Annotated in this window: 28 protein-coding genes and 1 pseudogene; 14 read left to right on the plus strand and 15 right to left on the minus strand. The window is 72.4% G+C overall.

Going from position 1 to position 24,707, the window contains the following annotated elements; translation table 11 throughout:
• The first annotated feature begins 201 nt into the window (after nucleotides 1–201).
• Together ACFV1W_RS09345 and ACFV1W_RS09350 are read left to right on the plus strand one after the other, a co-directional pair.
• Entirely contained in the window at nucleotides 202–981 is a 780-nt protein-coding gene (locus tag ACFV1W_RS09345) for a VOC family protein (protein ID WP_380414611.1), read from the plus strand.
• Nucleotides 982–1,069: 88 nt separating this feature from the next.
• The gene (locus ACFV1W_RS09350) at nucleotides 1,070–1,294 is read left to right on the plus strand and encodes a hypothetical protein (RefSeq protein ID WP_380414612.1); all 225 of its coding nucleotides are present in this window, start codon (nucleotides 1,070–1,072) and stop codon (nucleotides 1,292–1,294) included.
• 22 nt (nucleotides 1,295–1,316) lie between these two features.
• Here ACFV1W_RS09350 and rox read toward each other — a convergent pair whose 3' ends face one another.
• Nucleotides 1,317–2,747 (minus strand): rifampin monooxygenase, encoded by a 1,431-nt coding sequence (rox, locus tag ACFV1W_RS09355; protein WP_380414614.1) that lies wholly within the window; start codon nucleotides 2,745–2,747, stop codon nucleotides 1,317–1,319.
• 424 nt (nucleotides 2,748–3,171) lie between these two features.
• Entirely contained in the window at nucleotides 3,172–3,855 is a 684-nt protein-coding gene (locus tag ACFV1W_RS09360; RefSeq protein ID WP_380414615.1) for a TetR/AcrR family transcriptional regulator, read from the minus strand.
• A gap of 144 nt (nucleotides 3,856–3,999) precedes the next feature.
• Here ACFV1W_RS09360 and ACFV1W_RS09365 point away from each other — a divergent pair, with 144 nt between their 5' ends.
• Nucleotides 4,000–4,485 (plus strand): nitroreductase family deazaflavin-dependent oxidoreductase, encoded by a 486-nt coding sequence (locus ACFV1W_RS09365; protein WP_380414616.1) that lies wholly within the window; start codon nucleotides 4,000–4,002, stop codon nucleotides 4,483–4,485.
• Nucleotides 4,486–4,499: 14 nt separating this feature from the next.
• On the opposite strand, the gene ACFV1W_RS09370 is transcribed toward ACFV1W_RS09365, so the two are convergent.
• The 3 genes from ACFV1W_RS09370 to ACFV1W_RS09380 all read right to left on the minus strand — a co-directional run bounded on the left by ACFV1W_RS09370 (nucleotide 4,500) and on the right by ACFV1W_RS09380 (nucleotide 5,602).
• On the minus strand, nucleotides 4,500–4,778 hold the full coding sequence (locus ACFV1W_RS09370; protein WP_380414688.1) for a GNAT family N-acetyltransferase: 279 nt from the start codon (nucleotides 4,776–4,778) through the stop codon (nucleotides 4,500–4,502).
• Nucleotides 4,779–4,796: 18 nt separating this feature from the next.
• Nucleotides 4,797–5,027, minus strand: a complete 231-nt coding sequence (locus ACFV1W_RS09375) for a hypothetical protein (RefSeq protein ID WP_380414618.1) — start codon at nucleotides 5,025–5,027, stop codon at nucleotides 4,797–4,799.
• A gap of 65 nt (nucleotides 5,028–5,092) precedes the next feature.
• A complete protein-coding gene (locus ACFV1W_RS09380) occupies nucleotides 5,093–5,602 on the minus strand; it encodes a DUF2199 domain-containing protein (RefSeq protein ID WP_380414619.1) in 510 nt (169 codons plus the stop codon).
• Nucleotides 5,603–5,738: 136 nt separating this feature from the next.
• On the opposite strand from ACFV1W_RS09380, the gene ACFV1W_RS09385 reads away from it, so the two are divergent.
• Entirely contained in the window at nucleotides 5,739–6,218 is a 480-nt protein-coding gene (locus ACFV1W_RS09385; protein WP_380414620.1) for a hypothetical protein, read from the plus strand.
• 16 nt (nucleotides 6,219–6,234) lie between these two features.
• Here the strand turns inward: ACFV1W_RS09385 and ACFV1W_RS09390 are convergent, their stop codons facing one another.
• Nucleotides 6,235–7,962, minus strand: a complete 1,728-nt coding sequence (locus ACFV1W_RS09390; RefSeq protein ID WP_380414621.1) for a penicillin-binding transpeptidase domain-containing protein — start codon at nucleotides 7,960–7,962, stop codon at nucleotides 6,235–6,237.
• A 238-nt stretch (nucleotides 7,963–8,200) separates the two neighbouring features.
• On the minus strand, nucleotides 8,201–8,554 hold the full coding sequence (locus ACFV1W_RS09395) for a zinc ribbon domain-containing protein YjdM (protein ID WP_380414623.1): 354 nt from the start codon (nucleotides 8,552–8,554) through the stop codon (nucleotides 8,201–8,203).
• A gap of 238 nt (nucleotides 8,555–8,792) precedes the next feature.
• Here ACFV1W_RS09395 and ACFV1W_RS09400 point away from each other — a divergent pair, with 238 nt between their 5' ends.
• Together ACFV1W_RS09400 and ACFV1W_RS09405 are read left to right on the plus strand one after the other, a co-directional pair.
• The gene (locus tag ACFV1W_RS09400) at nucleotides 8,793–10,034 is read left to right on the plus strand and encodes a styrene monooxygenase/indole monooxygenase family protein (RefSeq protein WP_380414624.1); all 1,242 of its coding nucleotides are present in this window, start codon (nucleotides 8,793–8,795) and stop codon (nucleotides 10,032–10,034) included.
• 134 nt (nucleotides 10,035–10,168) lie between these two features.
• Entirely contained in the window at nucleotides 10,169–10,714 is a 546-nt protein-coding gene (locus ACFV1W_RS09405; RefSeq protein ID WP_380414626.1) for a hypothetical protein, read from the plus strand.
• Nucleotides 10,715–10,717: 3 nt separating this feature from the next.
• On the opposite strand, the gene ACFV1W_RS09410 is transcribed toward ACFV1W_RS09405, so the two are convergent.
• The 3 genes from ACFV1W_RS09410 to ACFV1W_RS09420 form a co-directional block, all read right to left on the minus strand.
• Nucleotides 10,718–10,960: a hypothetical protein gene (locus ACFV1W_RS09410; protein WP_380414628.1), complete on the minus strand. Its 243-nt coding sequence runs from the start codon at nucleotides 10,958–10,960 to the stop codon at nucleotides 10,718–10,720.
• On the minus strand, nucleotides 10,957–11,148 hold the full coding sequence (locus ACFV1W_RS09415; RefSeq protein WP_380414630.1) for a hypothetical protein: 192 nt from the start codon (nucleotides 11,146–11,148) through the stop codon (nucleotides 10,957–10,959). Before ACFV1W_RS09415 ends, ACFV1W_RS09410 begins: the two co-directional genes overlap by 4 nt.
• Before the next feature lie 91 nt (nucleotides 11,149–11,239).
• The gene (locus ACFV1W_RS09420; protein WP_380414632.1) at nucleotides 11,240–11,983 is read right to left on the minus strand and encodes an SOS response-associated peptidase; all 744 of its coding nucleotides are present in this window, start codon (nucleotides 11,981–11,983) and stop codon (nucleotides 11,240–11,242) included.
• Between the two features lie 209 nt (nucleotides 11,984–12,192).
• Between ACFV1W_RS09420 and ACFV1W_RS09425 the strand changes: the two genes are divergently transcribed.
• The 4 genes from ACFV1W_RS09425 (at nucleotide 12,193) to ACFV1W_RS09440 (ending at nucleotide 16,020) form a co-directional block, all read left to right on the plus strand.
• On the plus strand, nucleotides 12,193–14,421 hold the full coding sequence (locus ACFV1W_RS09425) for a multicopper oxidase family protein (RefSeq protein WP_380414634.1): 2,229 nt from the start codon (nucleotides 12,193–12,195) through the stop codon (nucleotides 14,419–14,421).
• Between the two features lie 24 nt (nucleotides 14,422–14,445).
• Nucleotides 14,446–14,586 carry a hypothetical protein gene (locus tag ACFV1W_RS09430; protein ID WP_380414636.1) on the plus strand — a complete coding sequence of 47 codons (141 nt, stop codon included), beginning with the start codon at nucleotides 14,446–14,448 and terminating at the stop codon, nucleotides 14,584–14,586.
• 451 nt (nucleotides 14,587–15,037) lie between these two features.
• On the plus strand, nucleotides 15,038–15,493 hold the full coding sequence (locus tag ACFV1W_RS09435) for an STAS domain-containing protein (protein ID WP_380414637.1): 456 nt from the start codon (nucleotides 15,038–15,040) through the stop codon (nucleotides 15,491–15,493).
• Between the two features lie 62 nt (nucleotides 15,494–15,555).
• Entirely contained in the window at nucleotides 15,556–16,020 is a 465-nt protein-coding gene (locus tag ACFV1W_RS09440; protein WP_380414639.1) for an ATP-binding protein, read from the plus strand.
• A gap of 92 nt (nucleotides 16,021–16,112) precedes the next feature.
• Here ACFV1W_RS09440 and ACFV1W_RS09445 read toward each other — a convergent pair.
• The 4 genes and pseudogenes from ACFV1W_RS09445 to ACFV1W_RS09460 all read right to left on the minus strand — a co-directional run.
• A pseudogene (locus tag ACFV1W_RS09445) lies at nucleotides 16,113–16,274 on the minus strand (ISL3 family transposase); the annotation flags it as partial.
• Nucleotides 16,275–16,432: 158 nt separating this feature from the next.
• Entirely contained in the window at nucleotides 16,433–16,984 is a 552-nt protein-coding gene (locus tag ACFV1W_RS09450) for a hypothetical protein (RefSeq protein ID WP_380414641.1), read from the minus strand.
• Between the two features lie 884 nt (nucleotides 16,985–17,868).
• A complete protein-coding gene (locus ACFV1W_RS09455) occupies nucleotides 17,869–18,990 on the minus strand; it encodes a glutamate--cysteine ligase (protein WP_380414643.1) in 1,122 nt (373 codons plus the stop codon).
• A 328-nt stretch (nucleotides 18,991–19,318) separates the two neighbouring features.
• Nucleotides 19,319–19,582, minus strand: coding sequence for a hypothetical protein (locus ACFV1W_RS09460; RefSeq protein ID WP_380414645.1), 264 nt, complete (start codon nucleotides 19,580–19,582; stop codon nucleotides 19,319–19,321).
• 216 nt (nucleotides 19,583–19,798) lie between these two features.
• Here ACFV1W_RS09460 and ACFV1W_RS09465 point away from each other — a divergent pair, with 216 nt between their 5' ends.
• Together ACFV1W_RS09465 and ACFV1W_RS09470 are read left to right on the plus strand one after the other, a co-directional pair.
• Nucleotides 19,799–20,740, plus strand: coding sequence for a TIGR01777 family oxidoreductase (locus ACFV1W_RS09465; RefSeq protein WP_380414646.1), 942 nt, complete (start codon nucleotides 19,799–19,801; stop codon nucleotides 20,738–20,740).
• A 202-nt stretch (nucleotides 20,741–20,942) separates the two neighbouring features.
• A complete protein-coding gene (locus tag ACFV1W_RS09470; RefSeq protein ID WP_380414648.1) occupies nucleotides 20,943–21,782 on the plus strand; it encodes a hypothetical protein in 840 nt (279 codons plus the stop codon).
• Here the strand turns inward: ACFV1W_RS09470 and ACFV1W_RS09475 are convergent.
• Nucleotides 21,754–22,194 carry an SRPBCC family protein gene (locus tag ACFV1W_RS09475; RefSeq protein ID WP_380414650.1) on the minus strand — a complete coding sequence of 147 codons (441 nt, stop codon included), beginning with the start codon at nucleotides 22,192–22,194 and terminating at the stop codon, nucleotides 21,754–21,756. The genes ACFV1W_RS09470 and ACFV1W_RS09475 overlap by 29 nt on opposite strands.
• Before the next feature lie 171 nt (nucleotides 22,195–22,365).
• Between ACFV1W_RS09475 and ACFV1W_RS09480 the strand changes: the two genes are divergently transcribed.
• Together ACFV1W_RS09480 and ACFV1W_RS09485 are read left to right on the plus strand one after the other, a co-directional pair.
• Nucleotides 22,366–24,003, plus strand: coding sequence for an alpha/beta hydrolase (locus ACFV1W_RS09480; RefSeq protein ID WP_380414652.1), 1,638 nt, complete (start codon nucleotides 22,366–22,368; stop codon nucleotides 24,001–24,003).
• Nucleotides 24,004–24,268: 265 nt separating this feature from the next.
• The gene (locus ACFV1W_RS09485; protein ID WP_380414654.1) at nucleotides 24,269–24,628 is read left to right on the plus strand and encodes a hypothetical protein; all 360 of its coding nucleotides are present in this window, start codon (nucleotides 24,269–24,271) and stop codon (nucleotides 24,626–24,628) included.
• Nucleotides 24,629–24,707 lie beyond the last annotated feature (79 nt).

Raw genomic sequence — 24,707 nt, forward strand, 5'->3', positions numbered from 1 at the left:
GGATTCGGAGCGGTTCGTCCACGGTCCCCCCAGGAGCCAACGGTACGGTGTGTTGACCAAGCGTCACAACAATGAGTGGCCGCGGTCAAACGCCGTGGTCGGGAGCCCGGGCGGACGGCCCGGCGGCGGCGTGTCGGGTGGCGGATGCCGGGACGGGACGGGAGGGTGACTGGTGGGGGGCCACCCGAGGAAGGAGCGAGCATGCCCGAAGTCACCACCCCTTACGTGACCGGCACCCCGTGCTGGATCGATCTGATGGCGCAGGACCAGCAGGCCGCGCTGGACTTCTACCGCGATCTGTTCGGCTGGCAGGGGCAGGTCGGCCCGGCCGAGTTCGGCGGGTACGCCGTCTGTCAGCTCAACGGCAGGCCGGCGGCCGGCATCGGCCCGGCGACGGCCCCCGAGGGCATGCCGGAGCCGCCCACCGTGTGGACCAGCTACCTGGCCACCACGGATGCCCAGGCCACCCAGGACGCGATCGTCTCGGCCGGCGGCACCCTGCTGGTGCCGGTGATGGACGTCGGCAGCCTGGGCCGGATGCTGGTCGCCGCGGACCCGCAGGGCGCGGTGTTCGGCGTCTGGCAGGCGGTGGACTTCGCCGGCGCCGGGGTGGTCAACGAGCCCGGCGCGCTGATCTGGAACGAACTCCACACCGACGACATCGGGGCCGCCGGCGCCTTCTACGGCGAGGCGTTCGGCATCGAGGTCGTGCCGGTGGAGGGCAACGACCGGTACTGGGAGCTGAAGGTCGGCGGCCGCCCCGTCGGCGGCGCCTCGCTGCTCGCCGACGACCCGCCCGGCACCCCGGCGCACTGGCTGTGCTACTTCGCGGTCGACGACGTGGACTCCGCCGCCGACACGGTGGTCAAGCGCAACGGCGCCCTCCTCGCCCCGCCCTTCGACATGGTCGCCGGGCGGATGGCGGTGGTCGCCGACCCGCAGGGCGCCCCGTTCGCGATGATCAAGCCCGGCCCGCAGTAGCGGCGCGGCCGCACCGACCGAACGCCGAGCCCGCCCGGTCCCTCCGGGCGGGCTCGGCGCGGCTTAGAACGGACATGGAGTGGAGCCTGTGGCCGGACGCCACCGACGCCCCCCGGAGCCGGAGTTCCCGGCCGATGCCGACCACAGGCTCCGGGCCATCGCCGAGCAGCGGCCGGTGGTGGAGGAGGGCGTCGTCCTGTTCCCCGGCTCGGACCGCCCGTACCTGTACCGGACCGTGTACGAGCCGGACGGTACGGCGAAGCGCTCGCTGCTCAGGATCGACCCGGGCCCGCCGGACCCGGCGGCCGACTGAGCCGCCTGCGGTCGGCCCCCGTTCAGGCGGCCGCGGCGCCGAACCAGCGGGCGCAGGCGTCGTTCAGCGACTGCTGGTCGTCGCCGACCCAGGCCACGTACCCGTCGGGGCGCAGCAGGACGGCGGGGACGTCCAGCTCCTCCACCGGGTCCACGAGGTGGTCGACGCGGTCCGCCCAGCCGGTCACCGAAAGGGCGCCGCCCGTCGCGTCGAGCAGCAGCGCCCGGCCGCCGCGCATCCGCTCGTACAGGCGCCCCTGCTTCAGCCGGACGTCCCGCAGGCGGCGGCCGAGCAGTTCGTGGCCCTCGCCGAGGTCGTAGCGGACCCCGAGGCCGAAGGCCATCTCGGTGACGTAGCGGTTGACCTCCTCGAAGTCCATCAGGGTGGAGAGCAGCTCCCGCAGTGCGACCGCGCCGGGTTCGCCGCCCAACAGGGTCATCTGGGCCCGGGTGTTGGCCAGGACGCGGGCGCCCACCGGGTGGCGTTCGGCGTGGTAGCTGTCCAGCAGGTCGGCGGGGGCGTGGCCGTGGACGGCGGCCGCGAGCTTCCAGCCGAGGTTGTAGGCGTCCTGGATGCCGGTGTTGAGGCCCTGGCCGCCGGTGGGCGGGTGGATGTGCGCGGCGTCACCGGCCAGGAAGACCCGGCCGAGCCGGTAGCGCTCGGCCTGCCGGGTGGCGTCGCCGAAGCGGGAGAGCCAGCGGGGCGAGTGCGCGCCGAAGTCGGTGCCGGCGGTGGCGAGCAGCTGCTGCCGGAACTCCTCCAGGGTGGGCGCCTCGGCGCGGTCCTCGGCCACGTCCGCGGCGGGCACGATCAGCCGGTACCTCCCCTCGCCCCTGGGGACGGCGCCGAAGCGCAGCTCGCTGCGCCGGACCTCGGTGACGACGGCCTCGATCGTCGCCGGGTCCTCGGCCAGCGACAGCTCGCCGAGCAGGGTGTCGACCCGGGACGGCTCGCCGGGGAAGGCGATGCCGAGCTGCCTGCGCACCGTGCTGCGGCCGCCGTCGCAACCGACCAGGTAGCGCGAGCGCAGCCGGGTGCCGTCCGCGAGCTCGACCGTCACCGCCTCCTCGTCCTGGCCGAGGGCGGTCACCTGCTGGCCGCGCCGGATCTCGGCGCCCAGTTCGAGCGCGTACTCGCGGAGCAGCCGCTCGGTGACCGGCTGCTCGATGCTGAGGCCGTACGGGTGGGCGGTGTCCATGGTCTCCGGCCACGGCTTGTGGATGTGGCCGAAGAAGCCGCCGACCCGGAACTTCCCGCCCACCGCGAGGAACCGGTCCAGTAGCCCGCGCTGGTCCATCATCTCCACGCTGCGCACGTGCAGCCCCTGGCCGCGGGACTCCTCGGTCGGCGCGGTCAGCCGCTCCAGCACCACCGCCTGCACTCCGTGGAGCCGCAGTTCGATCGCCAGCATGAGGCCGGTCGGCCCGCCGCCGACCACGATCACATCGATCATCGGAAGATCCCCCAGTGAGTTCCATGAGAGGCCGGTACATCGGGGCACCGGCATACGAACGTCGCGAACCACACATTTCGTCAGGTTCCGGCCGCGAGCGACGATTCTGCGCCACGAGGGGGGCCTTGCGGCAAGGCCCCCTGTGGGCTATATCTTGATAGTGGCGAGGAGTCCTGATCTCCTCGCCTTCGCTGTTCTCGGCCCTGTCGGAGACGGCCCGTACGCTGCCCGGACGAACACCGACGATCCTGGGTGGCAGCGGCGCGAACGCGGTGGGCTCAGCGCCGGCTGGCGGACCTGCTGCTGGAGGGGGGCCACCTGGCGCCGGACGGTGAGGGGACCGAGATCCTCGCCGAGCTGCCAGCCCAGGCCGGGCGGGTGGACGGCCGACCACGGGCGTCCACCGGGGGCCGGTCGGCCGGTTTCACAAACCGATGGCGTCGGCGGTCTCCTCGGTGGTCCAGGCGAAGAAGTCCGTGGCCGGGTCGAGCGAGCCGACCAGGTGGCCGTGGAGTTCGAGGCCGATCAGCCCGATGAGCTGGATCCACGCGGAGACGGCGCGGGCGAGGGTGTGCGGGGGGAGATCGGGGGCGAAGGCGGCGGCGAGGCCGGCGAGTTGTTCGGGCAGGGCGCCCTGGAGGGCGGGTCCGGGCGGGGCGGGGCGCAGCGGAGCCTCGCCGACGATGCCGAGCAGGACGAGCGGGAGGCGGGCAGCCGCTGTGACCGTGGTCCGGGGTGCGGCGTAGCCCGGGACGGGAGTGCCGTAGATCAGGGCGAACTCGTGGGGGTTGGCGCGGGCCCAGTCGCGGGCGGCCTGCCACACGGCCCGCCAGCGCTCGCGCGGGGAGGCGTGGGCGGCGGTCGCGGCGGCGCCTTCGGCGGCTTCGCCGAGTTCGGTGTAGGCGTCGATGATCAGTGCCGTCAGCAGCTCGTCGCGGCTGGCGAAGTAGCGGTAGAGCGCCGAGGAGGCCATGCCCAGCTCGCGGGCGACGGCGCGCAGGGACAGTTGCTGCGCGCCCGCGGAGGCGAGCTGTCGGCGGGCCTCCTGCTTGATCTCGCGGGTGAGTTCCTCGCGGGCCCGTTCGCGGGCGGTGCGGATGGCTGGCATGGGGAGAGTCTGCCACAGGTCGGATCGGCGCACACATTCGAGAGCAGTGCTCTTGCTTGTGCGGTGCGCCGGTGTCATGCTGAAGACGTCGTCGAGAGCAGTGCTCTCGAATCGAAGCGGTAGTCATGGAATCGAGGGAGTCCGATGTCCCAGCCCGCCCAGTCGCCCGACCCCGCCACGCGCCTGATCGCGCCCACCAGCCGTCTCGGCATCGCCGCCGGCAGGCTGCTCAACAACCTGGTCTCCGGCCTCACGAGGGCCGGCATCAGCCTCTGGGGCTCCCGGGTCCTGGCCGTCCGCGGCCGCAAGAGCGGCGAATGGCGCACCACCCCGGTCAACCTGCTCAGCCACGAGGGTGCGCGGTACCTGGTCGCCCCGCGCGGCCGCACCCAGTGGGTCCGCAACCTCCGCGTCGCCGGCGCCGGCGAACTGCGGGTCGGCCGCCGCACCGAGACCTTCCGGGCCGTCGAACTGCCCGACGCCGACAAGCCCGAGGTGCTCCGCGAGTACCTGCGCCGCTGGAAGTGGGAGGTCGGCTACTTCTTCGAGGGCATCGACGCCGACTCCCCGACCGGGGAACTGCTGCGGATCGCCCCGGGCTTCCCGGTCTTCCGGATCACGACCGACTGAACGGGTGACAGGCGTCAGACGGCGGTAGGGACCAGGTAGCGGAGCTTGCGGCCGTCCGCGGCGACGAGGAGGCCGCCGTGGGCCTCGATCACGCGCCGGGAGGCGGTGTTCGTCTCGTCGCAGGTCAGCAGCGCCTTGCTGACGCCCAGCGCGGCGGCCACCGGCAGGGCGGCGGCGAGCATCGCGGTGGCATGGCCGCGCCGCCGGGCGCCGGGCCGCACGTCGTAACCGATGTGCCCGCCGACCCGCTCCAGCTTCGGGGTCAGCCGGTGCCGGATCGCCAGCCGCCCCAGCCACTGGTCGCCCTCGGCCTACCACAGCGTGGTCATCGGCACCCCCGCGTCGCCGCGCACGCCCGCCTCGGTGCGCTCGGCCAGGACGCGCGCGACGTAGCCGGCGAACGCGGCGGGCTCCGTCAGGGCGGCGGGTTCGACGTCGGAGACGAACCACGGGACGGGCGCGCCGGCCTCGGCGCGGAACTCGGCCACCGCCGCAAGGAAGGAACTCCGCAGCCGTACGGCCGGTTCGACCAGTTCGGGCACTGCGCCATGATGCCCCATCCGTGAGCCATCCGTGCCCCGCGGGCGCCGGACCGGCCGACGGGCGCTCAGCCCGGGTGCAGCACCGCCGCGACGATCTCGCGGACCCGGTCGTGACTGATCCCCTCCCGCTGTTCCGCGGCGAGCGGGTGGTCGGTCGGCTCCAGTTCGATGAAGGGGCGTTCGCCGACCGGCCGGGTGTGGGCCATGGTCTTCAGGTTGATCGTGCTCGGAGAGTAGATCGGCAGCTCCGTGGTCAGCCAGCCGAAGTACGGCGGTTCCGTCTCCCGGCCCTCGGTCTCCCACAGTTCGGCGGTGCGGGCGAAGTTGGCCTTGCTCAGCGAGACCCAGACCCCCCAGGAGAAGACGTCCTCGCTGCCGATCACCGGGATCTCGATCAGGCCCTTGACGAAGAAGTGCTCGCCCCGGATGACGCACTGGTCGGCCGTCAGCAGGCTGTCCGGGTCGGATTCGACGGCGTGGTCCCAGACGTCGGGCGCCGGGGTGGAGAAGTTGAGCGGGAGTTCGTCGTGGTGCCGGTCGCAGCAGGTGCAGGTGTAGCCGGGGTGATCAGACATGCGCGGCAGCTTACGGGCCGCCGCCGACCATGTGTCCTCCGGGTGGGTTGACGGCGAACGAAGCGGCTGCGGCCGACGGGGGACGCCCCGGTGCTGCTAGCGTGGCGCGGAGATCCGCAGCGATGGGAGTACGGGCGTGACGGGCGTGCATCGGTGGCTGCTGGACGAGACGCCCTGGCCGGAGCAGGCCCGGTTGGGATACGGGGCGCTGGTGGAACTGGTCGCGCCCGAGCCGCCGGTGCCGGACCTCGGGTGGCTGGGGGACGGGCCGGTCGGCACCCGGGGCGTGGTGGTCGGCTGCGAGGTCGAGGACGACGGCCCGGTGTACGGGGTGGTGACCGAGGACGGCAGCCCGTGGCGGCTGCGGCCGGAGTTCCTGGCCGCGCTGGGCGGCTGCCGGACGGACCTGCCGCCGCGCTACCGCAGTGACCTGCCGGAGGGCACCCGGGTGCGGATCCTGGCCGGCCCGGCCCCGGAGGGCGGGCCGGCCGGAGCCGTCGGGCGGGTCACCGGGCTGTGGTGGGAGTGCGCGCTGGAGCCGCCGATGGGGTACACCGTCGAGGTCGGCGAGTACACCCACTGCGTCACTCCGGAGCAGGTCGAACTGCTCCAGTAGTGCTCGTCGGGCGGTGTCAGCCCTTGCCGCCGCCCGCCTTCAGGACCTGGGCCGCGGCCACGCCCGCGGCGCTGTTGCCGTGGCCGCCGCCCTCGACCTCGGCGGCCACGGCGAGGTCGTTGCGGTAGGCGATGAACCAGCTGTTGGTGGCCTGCGAACCGGCCTCCACGGTGCCCGTCTTGGCGCCGATCTGGCCGCTCAGCCCGGACATCGGGGCCCGGGCGGTGCCCTGGGTAGCGGTCCGGGCCATCATCGAGCGCAGGCCCTGGGCGACGTCGGCGGGCAGCCGGCCGGGGGCCGTCACGCGGGTGACGTCCTCGCGCAGCACGGGCTGACGGAACGTTCCGCTCTGTACGGTGGCGGCGACCGAGGCCATCAGCAGCGAGTTCACCTGGATCTGGCCCTGGCCGATGTACTCGGCGGCCGCCTCGTCCTTGTTCCCCGGCACCGGGATGGTGGCGTCCCGGTTGGGAATGCCGATCCGCCACTGCAGGCCGAGGCCGAACTGGTCGCGGGCGACCGACGCCAGGGTGCCCGGCTGGAGCTTCTCCAGGCCCTTGTCGATGAATCCGGTGTTGCAGGAGTGGATGAAGTCGTCGCTGAGGGTGTAGTCGAGGTGGTTGCCGGGCTCGTCGTTGTGCCAGGTCCGGGGGGAGCTGGTGGTCTCCTTGCAGGGCGCCGCGGCGTCCGGGGTCACCCCCGCCTGCAGCAGCGCGGCCGAGGTGATCACCTTCATCGTCGAACCCGGCGCCTGCCCGCCGCCGACCGCGCGGTTGAAGCCGCCCTGCGGGGTGAAGGCCATCGCCAGGATGTTCCCGGTGCTCGGCTGGATCGCCACCAGCGATGCGGGCTTGCCGTCGGCCGACTGCTGCTTCACCGCGTCCTCGGCGACCTGCTGGAGGTCGGCGTCCAGGGTGAGCTTGACCTGCGGCGCGCTCGGCGGGGTCAGCACGAACAACTGCTCCGCGTCCTGCGAGCCGCCGCCGCTGAGCACCACGGCCTGCCCGGTGACGACCTTCGCACCGTCGGGCGGGGCGATCTGCGGCAGCACGGACCGCAGCGACGGGAACGAGTCCAGCGGCCGGCCCTTGCGGTCGGTGGGCTTGGACACCGGGTTGGGCAGGGCCTTGACGGCGAGCGTCTTCCCCGCGCCGAGCTTGGGATGGATCACCGTCGGCGCCCAGCGGACCAGGATGCGCCCGTCCGTCGCGCGCACGACGCCCAGCGTGCTGTCGTACTCCCAGGCCTCCGTGGTGCCGTCGAACTCGGCCCGCACCCGGTAGCCGACGGCGGGCTCGCTCGGCGTGCCGGACGCCGCCGCGCCCGTCCCGGTCAGGGTGAGCGCACGGGCGGACACCCCGTCGTGGAACGAGGCCAGTGCCGTCCTGGCGGCCTCCGGACGGTCGGTCAGGCCGGCCGCGACCGTGAGGTCCCCGCGCCCCCAGGCCGCCAGGAAGTCCTTGGCGACGGCGTCGGCCTCCGCGGCGGTGGGCGGCGTCTGCGGCCCCTTGGAGGCCGTGGCGTCCGCACCGGCGCCCTTGCCGGAGGAGTCGCCGGACACGGCGCTGACCACGTTGTAGGCGCCGTACCCGCCGACCACCACCAGCGCGGTGAACACCCCGCCGATCGCCACCAGCCAGACCCGGCGGGACCGGGAGCGGTTCGGGGCCTCGTCGTGGTCGTCGTGGACGAGGTGGTCGTCGTGGTTCTGTTCAGGGTAGTGCTCGTCGTGTTCCTGGTACATGCTGCTGCGTCCCCCCTGGGTACTCCGGTCTGCGCTGCCCGCCTCTCCCGGGTGCGCCTGCCGTACGGGCACCCGCCGGGCCGTTCGGGCCCGGACAGCCTATGCGGCGGCGGACCGCCGGTCGACAGTGGGGGCTTTTCGAGCGCTTGACCTGCGGACGGGGCCGGGGCGGGAGAGTGTGGCGGCAGGGCTCGGTCCGCGAGTGCCTGGTGGCCGTGGACGCGCAGGGGTCAGCGGCTCAGGCCTTCTTCACCACACTGGACTTGAGCTGCATCGCCCCGAAGCCCTCGATCCGGCAGTCGATGTCGTGGCCGTCCACCCCGTCGACCAGGCGGATGTTGCGGACCTTGGTGCCCGCCTTGATGCCCGAGGCGCTGCCCTTGACCTTGAGGGCCTTGACGACGGTCACGGTATCGCCGTCGCTCAGCACGTTGCCGACCGAGTCCTTGACCACGCGCTCGCCGGCGCCTGCCCGGGCGTCGGCCTCGGCAGGAGCCCACTCGTGGCCGCACTCGGGGCAGACCATGAGGGCGTCCATCTCGTAGGTGTACTCGCCGGAGCACTGCGGGCACGGCGGGAGGGTGTCGCTCATGGGTGCTGGCTGTCCTGTTCTGGTGCGGTCGGCGCGGGGTCGGCGGCTGGCAGCCTCCATGAAGTTGAAGAATTTTTCAAATCGACATCCCGGTGCTCCGTCCGCTCTCCGCCCCCCGGCGCGCGCGCCCACCCCGTCCGCGCCGTGGACGCGGACGCTCCGGCCTGGTATCCAGTCACCTGGCAGCCGGGCGGAGCGGGCGCCCCCGGCCGGACGGACCACCGAGGAAGCAGGGGCGATGCGCAGGGTTCTGATCGTCGGCGCCGGGCAGGCCGGCCTCCAACTGGCCCTCGGGCTGCAGTCCCACGGCTACGACGTCACGCTGCTGACGGACCGTGACGCGCAGGAGGTGCGGGACGGGCGGGTGCTGTCCACCCAGTGCATGTTCGACTCCGCGCTGCGCACCGAGCGCGCCCTCGGACTCGACCTGTGGGCCGAGCGGGCGCCCCGGATCGAGGGCGTGGGGGTGTCGGTCGGCGGGCCGCAGTCGGCCCGGGTGGTCGACTGGGTCGGACGGCTGGACGCCTACGCCCAGTCCGTCGACCAGCGGCTGAAGATGTCCACCTGGCTGGATGCCTTCGCCGCCCGGGGCGGCCGGGTGGAGCTGCGGCAGGTGAGCACCGCCGACCTCGAACACCTCGCCGGCTCGTACGACCTGGTGCTGGTCGCCTCCGGCAAGGGCAAACTGGCCTCGCTGTTCGAGCGCGACGAGGAGCGGTCCCCGTACCTGCGGCCCCAGCGCGCGCTGGCCGTGAGCTATGTGTACGGGCTCGCGCCGCGCCCCGAGCACGACTTCCCGGCGGTGCGCTGCAACCTGGTGCCCGGCATCGGGGAGTTCTTCACCGTGCCGGCCCTGACGGCTGCCGGGCCGTGCGACATCCTGCTCTGGGAGGCGCGGCCGGGCGGTCCGGCGGACGCCTTCGACGGGGTGCGCGGTCCGGGCGAACACCTGCGGGTGATGCTGGAGTTGATGAAGGCCTTCACCCCTTGGGAGTACGACCGCACCCGATCCGGGATCGAACTCACCGACGCCGGCGCGACCCTGGCCGGCCGCTTCACCCCGGTGGTCCGCCGTCCGGTCGGTGAACTGCCCGGTGGCGCGTCCGTGTTGGGCGTCGCCGACGTGGTCGTCACCAACGACCCGATCACCGGGCAGGGGGCCAACAGCGCCGCCAAGTGCGCCGCCCTGTACCTGGAGGCGATCCTCGCGCACGGGGACAAGCCCTTCGACCGGGACTTCCAGCAGGCGGCCTTCGACCGCTTCTGGGCGCAGATCGCGCGGGCCGTCACCGCCTGGACGAACGCGATGCTCGCCCCGGCGCCCCCGCACGCGGTGGAGCTGTTCGGCGCGGCCGGTCGACTCTCCGCCGTGGCGGACCGGTTCGCCAACTCCTTCAACGATCCGGGGGACGTGGAGGAGTGGCTGCTGGACCCGGAGAAGGCCGCCGCCTACCTGGCCTCGGTGGCACCGCGGGGCTGAGCGTCGGAGGTGTCACGGCGAGGTCAAGGTCTCGCCAAGTCCCGCGCGCGGACGTCCTGATCATGGTGGGTTCGTGTCAACCCCGGCCCGCCGGGGGACATTTACGCACAGAACGCGAACTCAGGAGACAAGTGGTGGCGGTCGACGGCAGCAACATGGCGCACGCTGTGATCGAGACGGCGGTGAAGGAACGCACGCGCCTGCAGACCGGCCGCAGCCGGGCGACGGCGCTCGTGGTGCTGGTCCTCCTGGCGGGCCTCGGGCTCTTCCTGGCACTGGTGGTCGGCAAGTCCGATCCGACCAGCGCCCCGACCTGCAACGGGACGACCATGACCCGGAGCGACGAGTGCCGGATCTGGACCAACCACGGCGGCGGGGGCATCTACGGCTACCAGGAGATGATCGACCGCAGGGAGTCCGGAAAGGGCGTGTGGCAGGTGGTCGGCTTCGTCGGCACCGGCCTGTCCGTCGTCCTGATGGGCGTGGCGGTCACCAAGCTCGACCCCAAGCGCCCCTGGGGCAAGCCGGTCACCGCCGTCTGCCCGCGGTGCCACCAGACCACCCTGCGGGAGAAGCTGACCGTGCACACCATCTCCCGGGGGCGGACCAACTACCGCTACAGCGGCATCGTCACGCTCTGCACCCCGGTCTGCGGCTTCACCGCCGTTCGCCAGCGCTGACGGCTACTGCTCGCCCACGAGCTCGTGGAGCCCGTGGAGCTCGTGGGCGAGCCCGTCGCCCCCGTCCGGCAGCATGCCCTCGCCGGTGCCGAGGCCGGACGCCCAGCCGAAGGCCGTCGGAGTCGATCCGGTGCAGTGCTCGCCGGGCCCCGGAACCTGGCCCGGCGCACCGAAGCCGCCCGTGCGCGCCTGCGCGGCCATGCCGTGGGCGGCCCCGGTGAACTCGTTGTGCACGTCCTCGGTCACGGCGCCGCCTCGGTCGCCGTGCGGTGGGCGGCGTCGGGGCCGGTCTGCCAGCCGTGGACGTAGACGAACAGGTCGGTCGCCCACTCGGGGATCCGCAGGTGGCGGGCGAGGTGCTGGGCGACCCGCGCCTCGGGGACGGGCGTCGCCGTGCCGGGCACGAGCAGGCGGCCGTGCTCGTCCAGGTCCACGGTCGCGGGCGTGCGGGGGAGGAGGGCGCGCGGGACGGGGTGGCGGTCACGGGTTGGGCTCTGTTGTCAGCGGATCGTCCCAAGGACGGGATCAGTCGGCGAGGCCCAGCGGGTCCGGAGCGGTGGCGAGCAGCTCGGGGCCGTTGTTGCGCACGCTGTTGACGGTGGGTGGGACGGCGCGGACCCGGAGGGCTCCGTCGGCGGGGCGGCGCAGCAGGTGGTGGAGCTCGGCCGGGTCGCTGCGGCCGGGGGAGAGCCAGGTGGGGAGGTCGTCGGGGGCGATGGTGAGCGGCATCCGGTCGTGGACGCGCCCTGCGGAGTCGGTGGCGTCGGTGGTGATGACGGTAGTGGTGGCGAGCCAGGCGAGCGGGTCGTCCTCGGGGCGGTTCGGGTCGCGCCAGAACTCGTACAGGCCGGCCATCAGCATCACGCCGCCGGTGCTGAGGAAGTACGGCTGCTTGTACTTCCTGCGGTCGTCGGTGGCGGGCACCTCGCGCCACTCGTAGTAGCCGTCGGCGGGGATGACGCAGCGGCGGGCGGCGAAGGCCTTGCGGAAGGCGGGCTTGGTGTCGACGGTCTCCGAACGGGCGTTGATCATCCGGGCGCCGCCGGACGGGTCCTTGGACCAGGAGGGGACGAGTCCCCAGCGCAGCGGACGCAGCTGGCGCAGCACCTCGCCGGTCTCCTTGTCGAGGCGTTCCAGGACGGCCGGCACCGGGTCGGTGGGGGCGACGTTCCAGCTCGGCGCGAGGGCCTCGGCCGGGTCCCACCGGAGTTCTCCGAGCAGTGAGACGAGGTCCTGGGGCGTGGTGGTGGAGACGAAGCGGCCGCACATGCCCCCAGCCTGCCACCCGGCACGGACAACCGGGGGCCTCAGCGCGCCGGTCGGCCGGGTCGGTGTACAGCGCTTTCGGGGCCTTCAGCAGGCGGGGCGCCCGAGCGGGTGACATCGAGGTGTCGATGGCCGGGGCCGATGTGCCGGTAGGCCAGCTTTGGGACGGTCCGGTTACTCCACGAGGTGGTTTGCGACGGTGTTCGGGAGGTGTGGTGGCGCTGAGGATGTTGGTGCCGCGGTCGGGTGGCGGGGCAAGGATGCGCGGGCGTGGCGCGGCGGTCGGTTTGCTGGCGGTGCTGTCGAGCATCGCGGTGGTCGCCCCGGCATTGGGAGCACCGCGTGTGAGCGGTTTGGTCCCGCAGACGCCCCTGCCGGGGGAGTGCATTCCCCAGTTCGCGACCCCGCTGCCGGTCTTCGGTCCGGCTGGGTCGACGCCTCGGGTCGATGCGGCGGCCCACAGGGGTCTGACCGTCGCCATGACGGAGACCGATCAGGAGGTGCTTCCGCAGGGCCGGCAGGACACCTGCGGCCTGGGGGTGACGTTCGGAAAGACCCGCGTGTGGGCCTATGAGACCTCGGACACGACGAGCAAGCAGGTCCTGGGCCCCGCGCACTGGCCGGCGGTGACGCTCGAAGCCGAGAGGCACACTCCCGCGCGGGTCACCTACGAGAACAGGCTGCCGAGTTTCAACCCGTCGAATCCGCACGGCGCCGGGTTGGTGCAGGGGCTGATGAAGGTCGATCAGACCGTCCACTGGGCCAATCCGTTGAAGACGCCGGGCGCCGGCATGCCCATGAACTGCGATGAGCCGCAGAATGCGGACAACCCGCTGTGTCAGCCCTACACCGGGCCGCAGCCCGCCACCGTGCACCTGCACGGTGCCGAGATCAGCGCCTGCTACGACGGCGGTCCGGACACGTGGTTCACCCCGAACGGCTTGAAGGGGTCGCAGTACTGTTCGGACGACAAACCCGCCCCGGGCCAGGCCGTCTACACCTACCAGAACTCCCAGGAACCCGGGACCCTGTGGTTCCACGACCACGTCCTCGGGGCGACCCGCAACAACGTCTACGGCGGACTGGCGGGCTTCTACTTCCTCAGGGACCCGAAGGAGGAGCCCAAGGGCCTTCCGAGTGGTCCCTACGAGATCGAGATGGCTCTGCAGGACCGTGTCTTCGACACCAACAGCCAACTGCTGGTCATCCCGCCCTCCAATCCGGACTACCACCCCTTCTGGGGCGTACGCGAGTTCGGAGACGTCGCGACCGTGAACGGGGCGGCCTGGCCCTACCTCCAGGTGGAGCCGAGGCGCTACCGCTTCCGCCTGCTCAACGGCGCCAACGGGCGGCGCTTCGCCCTGCACTTCGGGGGCGCTCCCGTGTACCAGATCGGCGCCGACGACGCCTACCTGGACCGTCCCGTGCCGGTCAACGGCACGGCGTGCGCGGGAGGCGCCTCCACGACCGAGTGCAGCGACGTGGACTTCATGCCGGGTGAACGCGCCGACATCGTCGTCGACTTCACCCGGATGGCCGGGAAGACGATCACCGTGACCAACACGGGAACGCTCGACACACCGCTGCCGGACATCATGCAGTTCCAGGTGACCAAGCCCCTGACGGGCCCCGACGAGAGCTGCGATCCGGCTCATCCCGCCCCGGAGGAGTGCGTCTGCGCCCGCCCGGTACCCATGGTCCACCTGATCGGGCCCGACGGCAGGCCGCGCGTCAAGGTCGACGCGGTCAGGCAGTTCGTGCTCAACGAGCTCAACACCTCAAGCACCCAGCCGAGAGGGGGGAACATCGAGCAGTACCTCAACAACACCCTCTACGACGGGCGTGAGTCCCCCGGCATCGAGCGGGAGTTCCCGAAGGACGGCATCAGCGAGCTGCCCCAGGTGGGATCGACCGAACTGTGGCAGTTCATCAACGCCGAGGAAGCGGCGCAGGCCTACCACCCGATGCACACGCACCTGGTGCAGTTCCAGATCGTCAGCCGCCAGAACATCGACTACGAGAAGTACATGAAGGCCTGGGAGGGGTCCTTCCCGAGTTCCTGCAAGCCCTCTGACGTCGACTTCTGCCCGGGCTACGGTCCGCCGCTGTCGTACCGGAGGCCGAACGCCGACGGGGCGGTCGGCGGGAACCCGGCGGTCAGTCCCTTCCTCCAGGGCAGTCCGATGCCGCCGGACCCGGGTGAATCGGGGTGGAAGGACACGGTCAAGGTGTTCCCGCATCAGGTGACCACCGTCATCGTGCGGTTCGCTCCGACCAGTGTCCCGGTCCACCGCACGCGGCCCGGGCTCAACCTGTTCCCGTTCGATCCGACCGAGGGTCAGTACGTCTGGCACTGCCACGTTCTCGGTCACGAGGACAACGAGATGATGCGGCCGTATCGAGTGGTCGGCCATCGTCGACAGCACGAGACGTTCCTGTAGGTCTCCTCACGGAAAGCGACGAGCATGCCGACCCACGTCTCACTGCTGCACCGGACCGATGACGTTGCCTGCGGCTCCCAGGACACCACCCAGCCGCTCGGGCGCCTTCGCCCCGGGACCTCCGGGCGCGACGAGATGGACCGGATCACCGTCGGGAGCACCTGAGGGACCCGCCGTCCGGAAGGCGACCGAGGCCCGGCCTGCTCGCAGGCCGGGCCTCTCCACGTTCAACGTGCGACGCAACGAGTCCCCCTGGTCGGTCGGCTCGTGCCTGCGCGGCCGGTTTCATCAGCCGGCCCGGATGCGACCGGTCCCGGGCGCAGGACGCAGCGGGTCACGACGATGCCGGCGATCCGGGTGCAGCACGCGGCGGCGCGGCTTCCGGCGTCGACGCCCGGGAGTCCGGGCAGGTCACACCGTCCGAGCAGCGCGCCCGCGTCACTCAGGCGGCTGGCCCGCAGGATCCTGCCCCGCCGTCTTCCGGGCTCGTCCTGGGCGTTCCCGTGTGGATGAGGCCGCGTGGGGTAGGAGTGGGGTGGACCGGTTCCGTCACCGCGGCGGACCGGATGCCCGTCGGCTGTCGCCGCACTGTCCCTCGCCCGTCTGCGCGGGGTCGATGCCCGGCCCGCCCCTGACGGTGGAGCCTTCGGTGGGCTGGGCTTGGAGCAGTGTCGTGACCCCATATCGAGAACGCGCACAGCGCGTGTGTTCGGAGCCGGACCTGAGGATCGAGATCACCCGCGTGGGCAAGGCCGTGGTGTGCTCGTTGGCCGGTGACCTGCACATGGACAACGAAGAGCACGTCCGGGAGGCCCTGTCCCGGGCGCTCGACCAGGCGGCGGCCCTGCTGGCCGTGGAGATGTCCGCCGTCACCCTGCTCACCTCCAGCGGCCTGAACGCCCTGCTCACCGCCCGTCGCCGCGCGAACGCGGACGGCGTTGCGCTGGTCCTGGTGGCACCCGGCCCCACGGTGCGGCGTGTCCTGCGGATCACCGAGGCCGATCTCGTCTTCCCCCTCTCCCCGTCCGTGGAGCAGGCGGTGCGCCACCAGCGGCCGTCACCGGCGGTGTAGGGCGTCTCCGGCCGGGCACACGCCGGGGTCAGACCCGACCCGGCTTTCACACGGAAGTCCCCATGCCCAGACCGCTCGCCGCCCCGGCCTTCCACGACCGCCTGGATTTCCCGCCGGGCAGCACGCGGTGCGCCCGCCGCGGCCTCGCGTTCATCCGGGCGACGATGGCGCTCTGGTGGCCGGACGGGGACGGCGCGGCCGTGGACGACATCCTGGTGGTGACCGCTGAACTGCTCTCCAACGCCGCTCACCACGCCGGCGGCCCCCTCGCCCTGGACCTCCAGCTCGACCCCGTGCGGCAGACACTGCGCGTCGCTGTCACCGATGCCGTGCCCGACCCGCCGCGGATGCGGCAACGCCCCCCGGCGGACGAACCCCACGGCCGCGGTCTGCGCATCGTGGACCGACTCGCCGCCGCCTGGGGCAGCATTCCCACGGAAACGGGAAAGACCGTCTGGGCCGAGCTCGCACTCCGCCCGGGGGGCCACCACCCGATCCCGCCGAACGGGGACCGGCCCCGAAGCTGACGCGCCCGCCCCTCGGAGGCCGACGAGGCGGGGAGGGAGCGGCCCGGATCGGTGGGAGAACGGCTCTTGCCCGTCATCGGCGGTGTGATTCGGGCGAGGAGATTGCAGTGGCGGAGGAGCGCGAAGCCGGCCCGGCCGTGCATCTGTCGCGTGATCCGCTTGGTGGGGGTGTCGACGCCCTCGGTACGGCCGTTGCGGGGGGGGGGGCAAGACGATGCCGGCGTTCGACGGCGTGAGGAGTGCGGGTGGGGAAGGATGATCAGCTCGTGGATCACGGAGTGGCCGCAGCTGCGCCGTCCCAGCGGACATCATCGCGGGGCGGCCGCAGGGACCTGTGGGAGGTTGCTGTGATGTCGTGCCCCGGCCCGATTGCGGCGGGCCGGGGCGCCGGATTTTGCCGTTGGAGTTAGTTCTACTTCTCGCCTCGCCCGCCGTGCTCGCCGCGCTCGCCGAAGCCGAAGTCGTGGCGCACGACCCGGAAGCTGCCGACGACGCCGTCGTCGACCTCGACCCCCTCGTGCACGCGCTTCGGGTGCACGCCCTCGCTGGCGCTGTGCGGCCCGACGGTGGCGATGGGGGCGCCGTTGTCGCAGACCGCTCCGCTGAAGACCTCGACGGTCCGGTGGCTGTCGTTGCGGACGTTGAGCGACTTGGCGCCCAGGCCGCTGACCACGGTGATGCAGCCGAAGTCGTCGGCGGAGTACGTCCGCTCGTTGACGTGGATGACGCCCCGGTGCTCGTGACGCTCGTGACGCTCGTGACGCTCCCGGCCCTCGTTGCCCTTGCCCTCGTTGCCCTTCGTGCCGCCGTCGAGCGGCGCCTGGGCGGGAGCGGCCGCCGGGGCGGCCTTCTGGGCGACCGGGGCCGCCTTCACGGGCTCGGAAGCGGCCGACGCGTAGCTGATACCGGTCACGGCCACGGCCGCCGACGCCGCGAGGCCAATGGCGGTGGTCATCTTGTTCATGGACCCTCTCCTGTTTCTGGACTGGATCGGCTTGGTGCCGACATGAATGAACGTACCGACTGCCTAAATGACTGTCATATCAATGCGCCGCCGAATGGTTGACGCGCAGGTCTGAATGGGTGACGGGCGAGCCCTTGAACCGCTTCCTGAGCCGACGGCGGCAGGTTGGCCTTGCTTTCCAAATCACTTCATTCACGGTGGAGTTGACGGTCCAGTTGGGGCCATTGCGGTCATGCCTGACTTCTCCTCACTCATTTGGACCGATCGCGGCATTCGTCTGCGAAAGGAGGGCCGGAATGACGGTGGGCCAGTTCGCTGGACCGGCCGGACGTGCCATGGGTCGGGCGGCCGCGGCGGGCCTGTCGGACTCCGTGCCAGGGGGGGGCTCGGCCTTCTTGGTGGTGGGTCCGGGGCGGACCGGTGGCGCGCACGCCCCGGGCGGTCCGGCTGCCGTTGCGGTGGCGAGGCTCGCCGCAGCCCTGCAAGCGCTCGGTGGCCGGTCGGCCATCCCGTCCGTCCTTGGTGCGATGCTCGCCGGGCTCGCCCTCGCGGCAGCGAACTGCCCTGGTACCAGCCAGCGTTGACGGTCAGCGGCCTCGGTGGGTCACCACTCGCCGTGGCTGCTCGGCCCGATAGCTGCAGGGCTGCCGTGTCCACGCGGACCCTGTCGGGCAGGGTGCGTGGTCATCCCGCTCCGAGCCGGGGTGCCCGGATGCGGCCCAGGACGCCTGGAACTCTCGTGTCGGCCTGGATGAAGCCTCCGGCGCGGTCCGGCTCCCGTCGACCTGCTGGGCAGAGGTGACCTTCTCGCCGCTGGTACTCGCGGTGCGGGCGGTACACCGACAGGTCACAGTCGACTCGGATGCCACACGCGGAGCTGTCGGTCAGGCGAGTCGGCGTGTCGGCGGGGAGAGGACGTGTGCGACGAGGTCGTCGACGGTGTCGATGAGACGGTGGCGTCGGCGATGGGCGGCGTGCTGGCGGTCCGACCCGGTGCCGTGGACTTTCAGCCGGGAGACGAGAGCGTCGACATGCCTTGCGTCCCCGTGATGCTGCAAGGCCGGACGCACCCATGACAGCAGTGCGTGAAGACGGCACTCGGCCGGCTCCAGGCGCGGGCCGGCCAGGTCGACGGCCTTCCCCGCCAGGCCGTCGCGCGCAGCGCGCCAGCAGGCTGCGTCCAGCAGCTGGGGGTCGGGGCGCGGGGCGGACCCGCCGTGGTGGAACGCGTCGAGTGCGGTCGCTGCTGCGGCGCGTACGAGGGCGGCGAGCAGGACGGCGTCGTCGACGGTCAACGCCGCATCGGCGACGCGGATCTCCAGGGTGGGCAGATGATGGGAGGGGCGGATGTCCCAGTAGATGCCCGCCCGGTCGAGAGTGGTGCCGGTGCCGATGAGGGCGGTGACCAGTTCCTCGTAGTGCTGGAGCGAGTCGAAGTACGGCGGCGGCCCGCTGACCGGCCACTGCCTCCAGGCAACGGCACGCCAACTCGCGTACCCGGTGTCCCGGCCGCGCCAGAACGGAGAGTTCGCCGCAAGTGCGATCAGGGCAGGAAGCCACACCCGCAGATGGTTGCCGACCTGGAGGGCCTGATGCCGATCGTCGAGCCCTACGTGGATGTGAAGGGCGCACGAGACCTGATCGTCGTCGAGCGCGCCGAACGCCGCGACGCTGCGGGCGTAGCGCTCCCCGGGCATCACCGGCGGTGTGCCGTCGGGTGCGAGTACGGGTCCGCCACTGGACACGATCCGGACCCCGTGCCCGGCGGCGGCCCGGGCCAGCCGCACCCGGTGCGCGTACAGTTGCTCGGCGAGGTCCGCGAGGTCGACGTGCGGCTCGGTGCGCGTCTCGACCTGGTAGCGCGTCAGTTCAGGCCCCACGAGCCCGCCCAGTTCGAGAACGGCCGTGGCGATGACTTCCTCGGCACGGGGAGCCACCATTCGGGAGTCCGGGTCGACCAGGAGGAATTCCTCCTCGACCCCGACAGTGAGACGCGGCCCGCTCAAGGAGCAGGCCGGAGGACATTGCCGAGCACGCTACCGATCCCGACCCAGGTCACCCGTTCTCACCACCATTTCCATGATGCCAGCGACTACGGTCACTTGTAGCAGCTCCCGCCGGTGCGTGTGCGGACTTCGGCCGACCGCACCGGTGACGCCGGTCACTGCACGAGTTCCTGGTGGCCCGTCAGGGTGACTTCGAGCGTGGTGGCGTTCGACGTCGCGCCAGGGCAGCGGGTGCCGGTCTTACCCGCCATGGCCGGGTGTGCCAGGAGTGGGCGACAGTGGCCGCCCGGCGGGTGTTCGCCGGGCGGCCACTGCTGTGGCCCTCGGGTCAGCAGCTGTGCGCGGAGGAGGGGCGCGAGGCCGCGACGTAGGGCTTGCCGGAGATCCTGGCGACGACGTCGGCCGGGCAGGAGGCGATCCAGGCGGCGCCCGTGGCATGGTTCTTGACCTTGACGTCGCTGCAGTACACGGCGCGGTCGGCGGTCTTGAAGCACTGGTAGCCGGGGTAGCCCGCCGCCGAAGCGGTGTTCGTGCCGGCGAGCAGGCCCGCCGCGGGGAGCAGGGCGAGGGGAAGGGCGGCACGCATCCTCATGGGTTTCTCCCATCGGTTCGTACGGACGGTGCGGTGATGCTGGCATTGCGGGGGCGGGCCGGACAACGCCACATGTCATGTTTTCGTCAAACCTCAGCGGGGTGAACCTCCCGGCGATCCGGGCCGTGGCCGGCGCTGCGCGAAGTGGAGGGCGGGGCTGAATTGAACGCGTTCAATTGTCGCGCTAGGCTCACCACCGGAGATGAGGGGGAACTCATGAAGATCGTCATCCCCGGCGGCTCCGGCGCACTCGGGACCCTGCTCGACCGCAGCCTGACCGCCGCCGGGCACCAGGTCGTGGTGCTGAGCCGACGGCCCGCCGGGCCCCGGCAGGTCGGCTGGGACGGGTGCGGCCCCGGAGCCTGGACGTCGGAGATCGACGGCAGCGACGCCGTCGTCAACCTGGCCGGGCGCAGCGTCAACTGCCGCTACACCCCGGAGAACCAGCGGGCCATGATGGAATCCCGGGTGCGCTCCACCCGGGCCGTCGGCCGGGCGATCGCCGAAGCCCGCAGGCCGCCCGCCGTCTGGCTGCAGATGAGCACCGCCACCGTCTACGCCCACCGGCACGACGCGCCCAATGACGAGCGGACCGGTCGGATCGGCGGCGGCGAACCCGACGCCCCGGCCTCCTGGCAGTACAGCATCGACATCGCCCGGGCCTGGGAGGACGCCCAGGCGCGGGCCGACACCCCGCGCACCCGGCGTCTGTCGCTGCGCACCGCCGTCGTCCTCGGACCCGAGCGCGGGGGTGCCTTCGACTCGCTGTCCTGGCTGGCCCGGCTCGGCGTCGGCGGGCCGATCGCGGGCGGCGCGCAGTACGTGTCCTGGATCCACGACCAGGACTTCGCCCGAGCCGTCGAGTTCCTGATCGAGCACGAGGAGCTCGGCGGCCCGGTCAACCTCGCCGCCCCGAACCCGCTGCCCCAGCGCGAGTTCATGCGCGAGCTGCGCGCGGGCTGGGGGATGCCGCTGGCGCTGCCCGCCGCGCGCTGGATGGCGGAACTCGGCGCGTTCGCGCTGCGCTCGGAGAGCGAGCTGCTGCTGAAGAGCCGCCGCGTCGTCCCCACCCGGCTGCTGGAGGCGGGCTTCGCCTTCGGGTACCCGGACTGGCCGCAGGCCGCCCGCAACCTGATCCGGCGGCTGCGCGGGCGTTAGGTGGTCCGACCCGCGGGGTCAGGGCGCGGCCGGGGCCGCCCCGCCCGCCGTTCGGGCGGATGTCGGTCGTAAGACGGGCCCCGGGGCTGCCGGGGTTCGTCACGGCGCTGTCACAGCTCCGCGCTGGTGGTTGCCGAGGGCCGTCCCGCTCGGGAGCGTGGGGGCAGGGAGAGGGGGCCGGGACGTGGTGCGGTTGTGGTTCATGCAGCAGCGGGGGGAGCTGGTCGGCGTCGGCTCGATACTGGGGCTGGTGGCCGCCGTCGTCCTCGCCGAGAGCGGGACGGTCGGCGGGGGAGCGGCCTTCCTCGTGATGGCGGCGATCGTCGCGGTCGCCGCCTTCGCCGCGCCCCACGCGTACTGGCTGCGTGCGGACGAGGGCGGGCTCACCCTGGTGCGGTTGCTGGTGCCGCGCCACTACGCCTGGGCGGACCTCCGGGGGCTGGCGATGGAGCTCGGCCGGGACGAGGAGAACGACGGCCACCACCTCACCCTGCGGCTGCGCCTGGCGGAGCCGCCCGGCCGGTTCTGGGGCCCGCGGCTCGGCCGGATCGACGTCACCGACGAGGGCACCCCGGAGGGCGTCCCGCCCCGGGCGCTGGCCGAGCTGTTCGCCGTCTTCGTCGAACACCGACTACCCGTCGACCTTCCGGAGTTCGCCAACGAGGTGCTCAGGGTGCGCGGACTGCCCCAGCTGCCGCCGCTGCCGCTCTGGGCCCCGCCCGCCGGCGGAGTGCCCGCCCCGGAGCAGGCCTACGCGGACGCGCCGGACATCGAGGACGAGCGGCGTGACCTCGTGGCCCTGGGGAAGGCCGTCGAGCGGCGGGTGCGGCTCAGTCGGGAGTACCGGCTGCGCCGCGCGGCACTGGCCGACCGGATGTTCCTGCGCGACGGGGACGGCCTGGCGCTGGCGATCGCGCTGCGGGAGGCGGAGCGGCTGGTGGAGCACGACCGGATGAGGGTCGAGGGCGACCAGCGGCGCTATGTGCGCCAGCAGTACCTGAGCCGACGCACCCTCAGCCCGGAGCGGGACCGGCGGCCGTAGCCAGCAGGTGGTCCAGCACCCGGCCGAAGACGAGCCGCCCGACGAAGCCCACCGCCGGGTCCAACAGCCTGGGCAGTCCGGCGATCCGCAGCTCCTCGGCCCAGACCACCTCGCTGCCCGAGCCCGCCGCGCGGACCCGCAGCTCGGCGCCGCCGCGCACCACCCGCCCCCGCTTGACCAACTGGCAGTGCGCGGGCTCGGCCACCTCGACCAGCTCCATCGGGTCGTCGAAGCGCAGCGGCCCGAGGGCCGTCCGCGCCAGGACGACGTCCCCGGGCCGGCGCCCGGTGCCCCGCGCCACGCTCACCCGGGTGAACGGCACCCGGTCGCCGTGCCGTGGCCAGGCGGTGAGGCGTGCCCAGCATTCGGCGGGCGGCAGGGGACTGCGGCGGGTCAGTACGAAGCGGGCCATGTCGCAGACTAACCGGGCGGGCGCAGCGGCCCCGGCAGCGGCGCCGGTGGCGAAGGCGGGCGGTGACGGCTGCTGCGGGGCCTGCCGGGGCACGGGCCGGAGGCAGTCAAAGCTTGGTAAAGTCCGGTTTTCCCCCTGGATGTGCCATTGCACATGTCACATCATGCCCCCATGAGAAAAGCCATCGCCCTGCTCTCGGCCGCCGCGGCCGTGGCCACCCTCGGCGGGCTCGTCGGCCCCGCGGCCGCCGTCGAGCCCGACGGCCCCGACCTGGTCGACTCCGGCCAGGGGAAGCTGGTCTGGAGCTCCTGCAACGACACCGCCACCCCGGCGCTCCAGTGCGCCATGCTCGATGTGCCGGTGGACTACGCCGACCCGCACGGCCGCAAGATCAAGATCAAGCTCAACCGCCTGCCCGCCACCGCCCCCAAGGACAAGCAGCAGGGCCCGATCCTGCTCAACCCGGGCGGCCCCGGCGACTCCGGACTCTGGATGCCCGCCTACATATCCGGCCAGATCCCGGCGGACGTCGCCTCGACCTACGACTGGATCGGTTTCGACCCGCGCGGCACCAACGGCAGCGACCCCCATGTGATCTGCGACGCCCGCTACTTCGACGCCGAGCGCCCCGACTACCAGCTGGACCAGGGGACTTCGAAGGCCTGGCTGAGGAAGGCGGCCGGCTACGCCGCCGACTGCGCGGCGGACTGGTCCTGGCTGCTGCCGCACATGACCACCGTCGACAACGCCCGCGACCTGGACAGCATCCGCCGGGCGCTCGGCGCACCGAAGATCAACTTCTACGGCGGCTCCTGGGGCACCTCGCTCGGTTCCACCTACGGCCAGCTCTTCCCGTCGCACGTGCGCCGGATGGTACTGGACAGCATCGTCGGCCCGACCATCAGCTGGTACGACCACAACGTCCTCCAGGACCGGGAGCACCAGCGCCGCTTCGACGCGTTCGCCGAGTGGACGGCCAAGGCCGACTCCGTCTACCACCTCGGCACCGACGCCAAGGCCGTCGAACAGGCCTACCACCAGGTCGAGGACGCCCTGCGCAAGGAACCGGCGGACGCCGCCCCGGCGACCGGCAAGATCGGCCCCGCCGAGTTCGAGGACACCTTCTACAGCGGCGGCTACAACTTCCTGCGCTGGCCCCGGATGGCCACCGTTCTCTCCGCCTACCTCACCCAGCACGACACCCGGCCGCTGACCATCGCCTACAACAAGTACGCCGCCCCCGGTGCCGACGACGGCGCCTTCCCGGCCTACAACGCCGCCCAGTGCACCGAGAACGCCTGGCCGCGCGACTGGGAGTTCTGGAAGAAGGACCAGGCCCGGGTCAACGCCGCCGCGCCCTTCTACACCTATAACAACATGTGGTACAACGCCGCCTGCATGTTCTGGCCCTACCAGGGCAACCCGGCCGGCCGACTGAGGATCACCGGCAGGAACCTGCCCCCGGTCCTGCTCTTCCAGGCCACCGAGGACGCGGCCACGCCGTACCAGGGCGGGCTCGCCATGCACGACGCGCTGCCCGGCTCCAAGCTGGTCGTCCAGAACGGCGGCAGCTTCCACGAGATCCTCTTCCACGGCAACGCGTGCCTGGACGACACCTTCACCGCCTACCTGCGCGACGGCAGCCTGCCCCAGGGCACGGGACGGATCGCCAAGACCTGCGCCCCCGAGGCCGACCCGGCGCCGGTCTACGTGACGCCGCCGCCCGCCACCGCCAAGGCGCTGACGGCCGACCGGCCCGGCCCGCTCCCGCCCACCGACCCGGAGGCCGTGCGAGGCGTCCTCCGCTAGGAGTTCTCCGACGACGTGACGGCGCTCAGCGGCGCGGCCGGCGAGTCCAGGCTGCGCCGCTCGGCCTTGACGCCGATGCCCGGTGCGCCTGGGCGTGCGCCGGTGCGCCGGTCGGGTGCATGCGCTCAATTCACTTGGCGAGACGCGAAGTTGGCGCTTTTCGGCGGCGTGGTGGAGCATGGGCGGAGTCCGGTCTGTTGCGGCGCCCTTGCGCCCGGCCGAGGCGGCACGCGTACGGCGAGAGGAGGCGGGTCCCGTGGGTTCGGTGGCACGTCCGTTTCTGGTCCGGGGGAGGGCGGTCCCGCTGGCCAGGTACCTGGCGGAGGAGGGCATCGAAGGCCTGGTGGCCTGCTCCTGCATCGGCAACGAGGTCACCATCGACCTCGCCGACACCCGGATCCTGGTGAACCTGGCCGACGTCGGCGGGGTGGTGGGCCTCACCTTCCACATGGTCCAGGACGGCCCGGCCAAGGCCCGTTCCTGGACGCGCCGGCTGCCCAGCGACACCGCCCCGAAGGAACTCGCGGCGAGCATAGCCCGGGACGTCCGGACGCTTGAGCGTGAACTGGCCCCGCTGCGCCGCCGCCCCCCGGAGGGAACGGAACGCCGCTGGCCCGCCGTCTGAGGACTTGGGGCGTGGCCGTGGACCGTGGTCCTGCCTGCCGTGACCACCCGTCCGCCGACGGGCACAACGTGCTCCGGGA

The sequence above is a fragment of the Kitasatospora sp. NPDC059648 genome, from assembly GCF_042734825.1.
Classification (GTDB): Bacteria; Actinomycetota; Actinomycetes; order Streptomycetales; family Streptomycetaceae; genus Kitasatospora.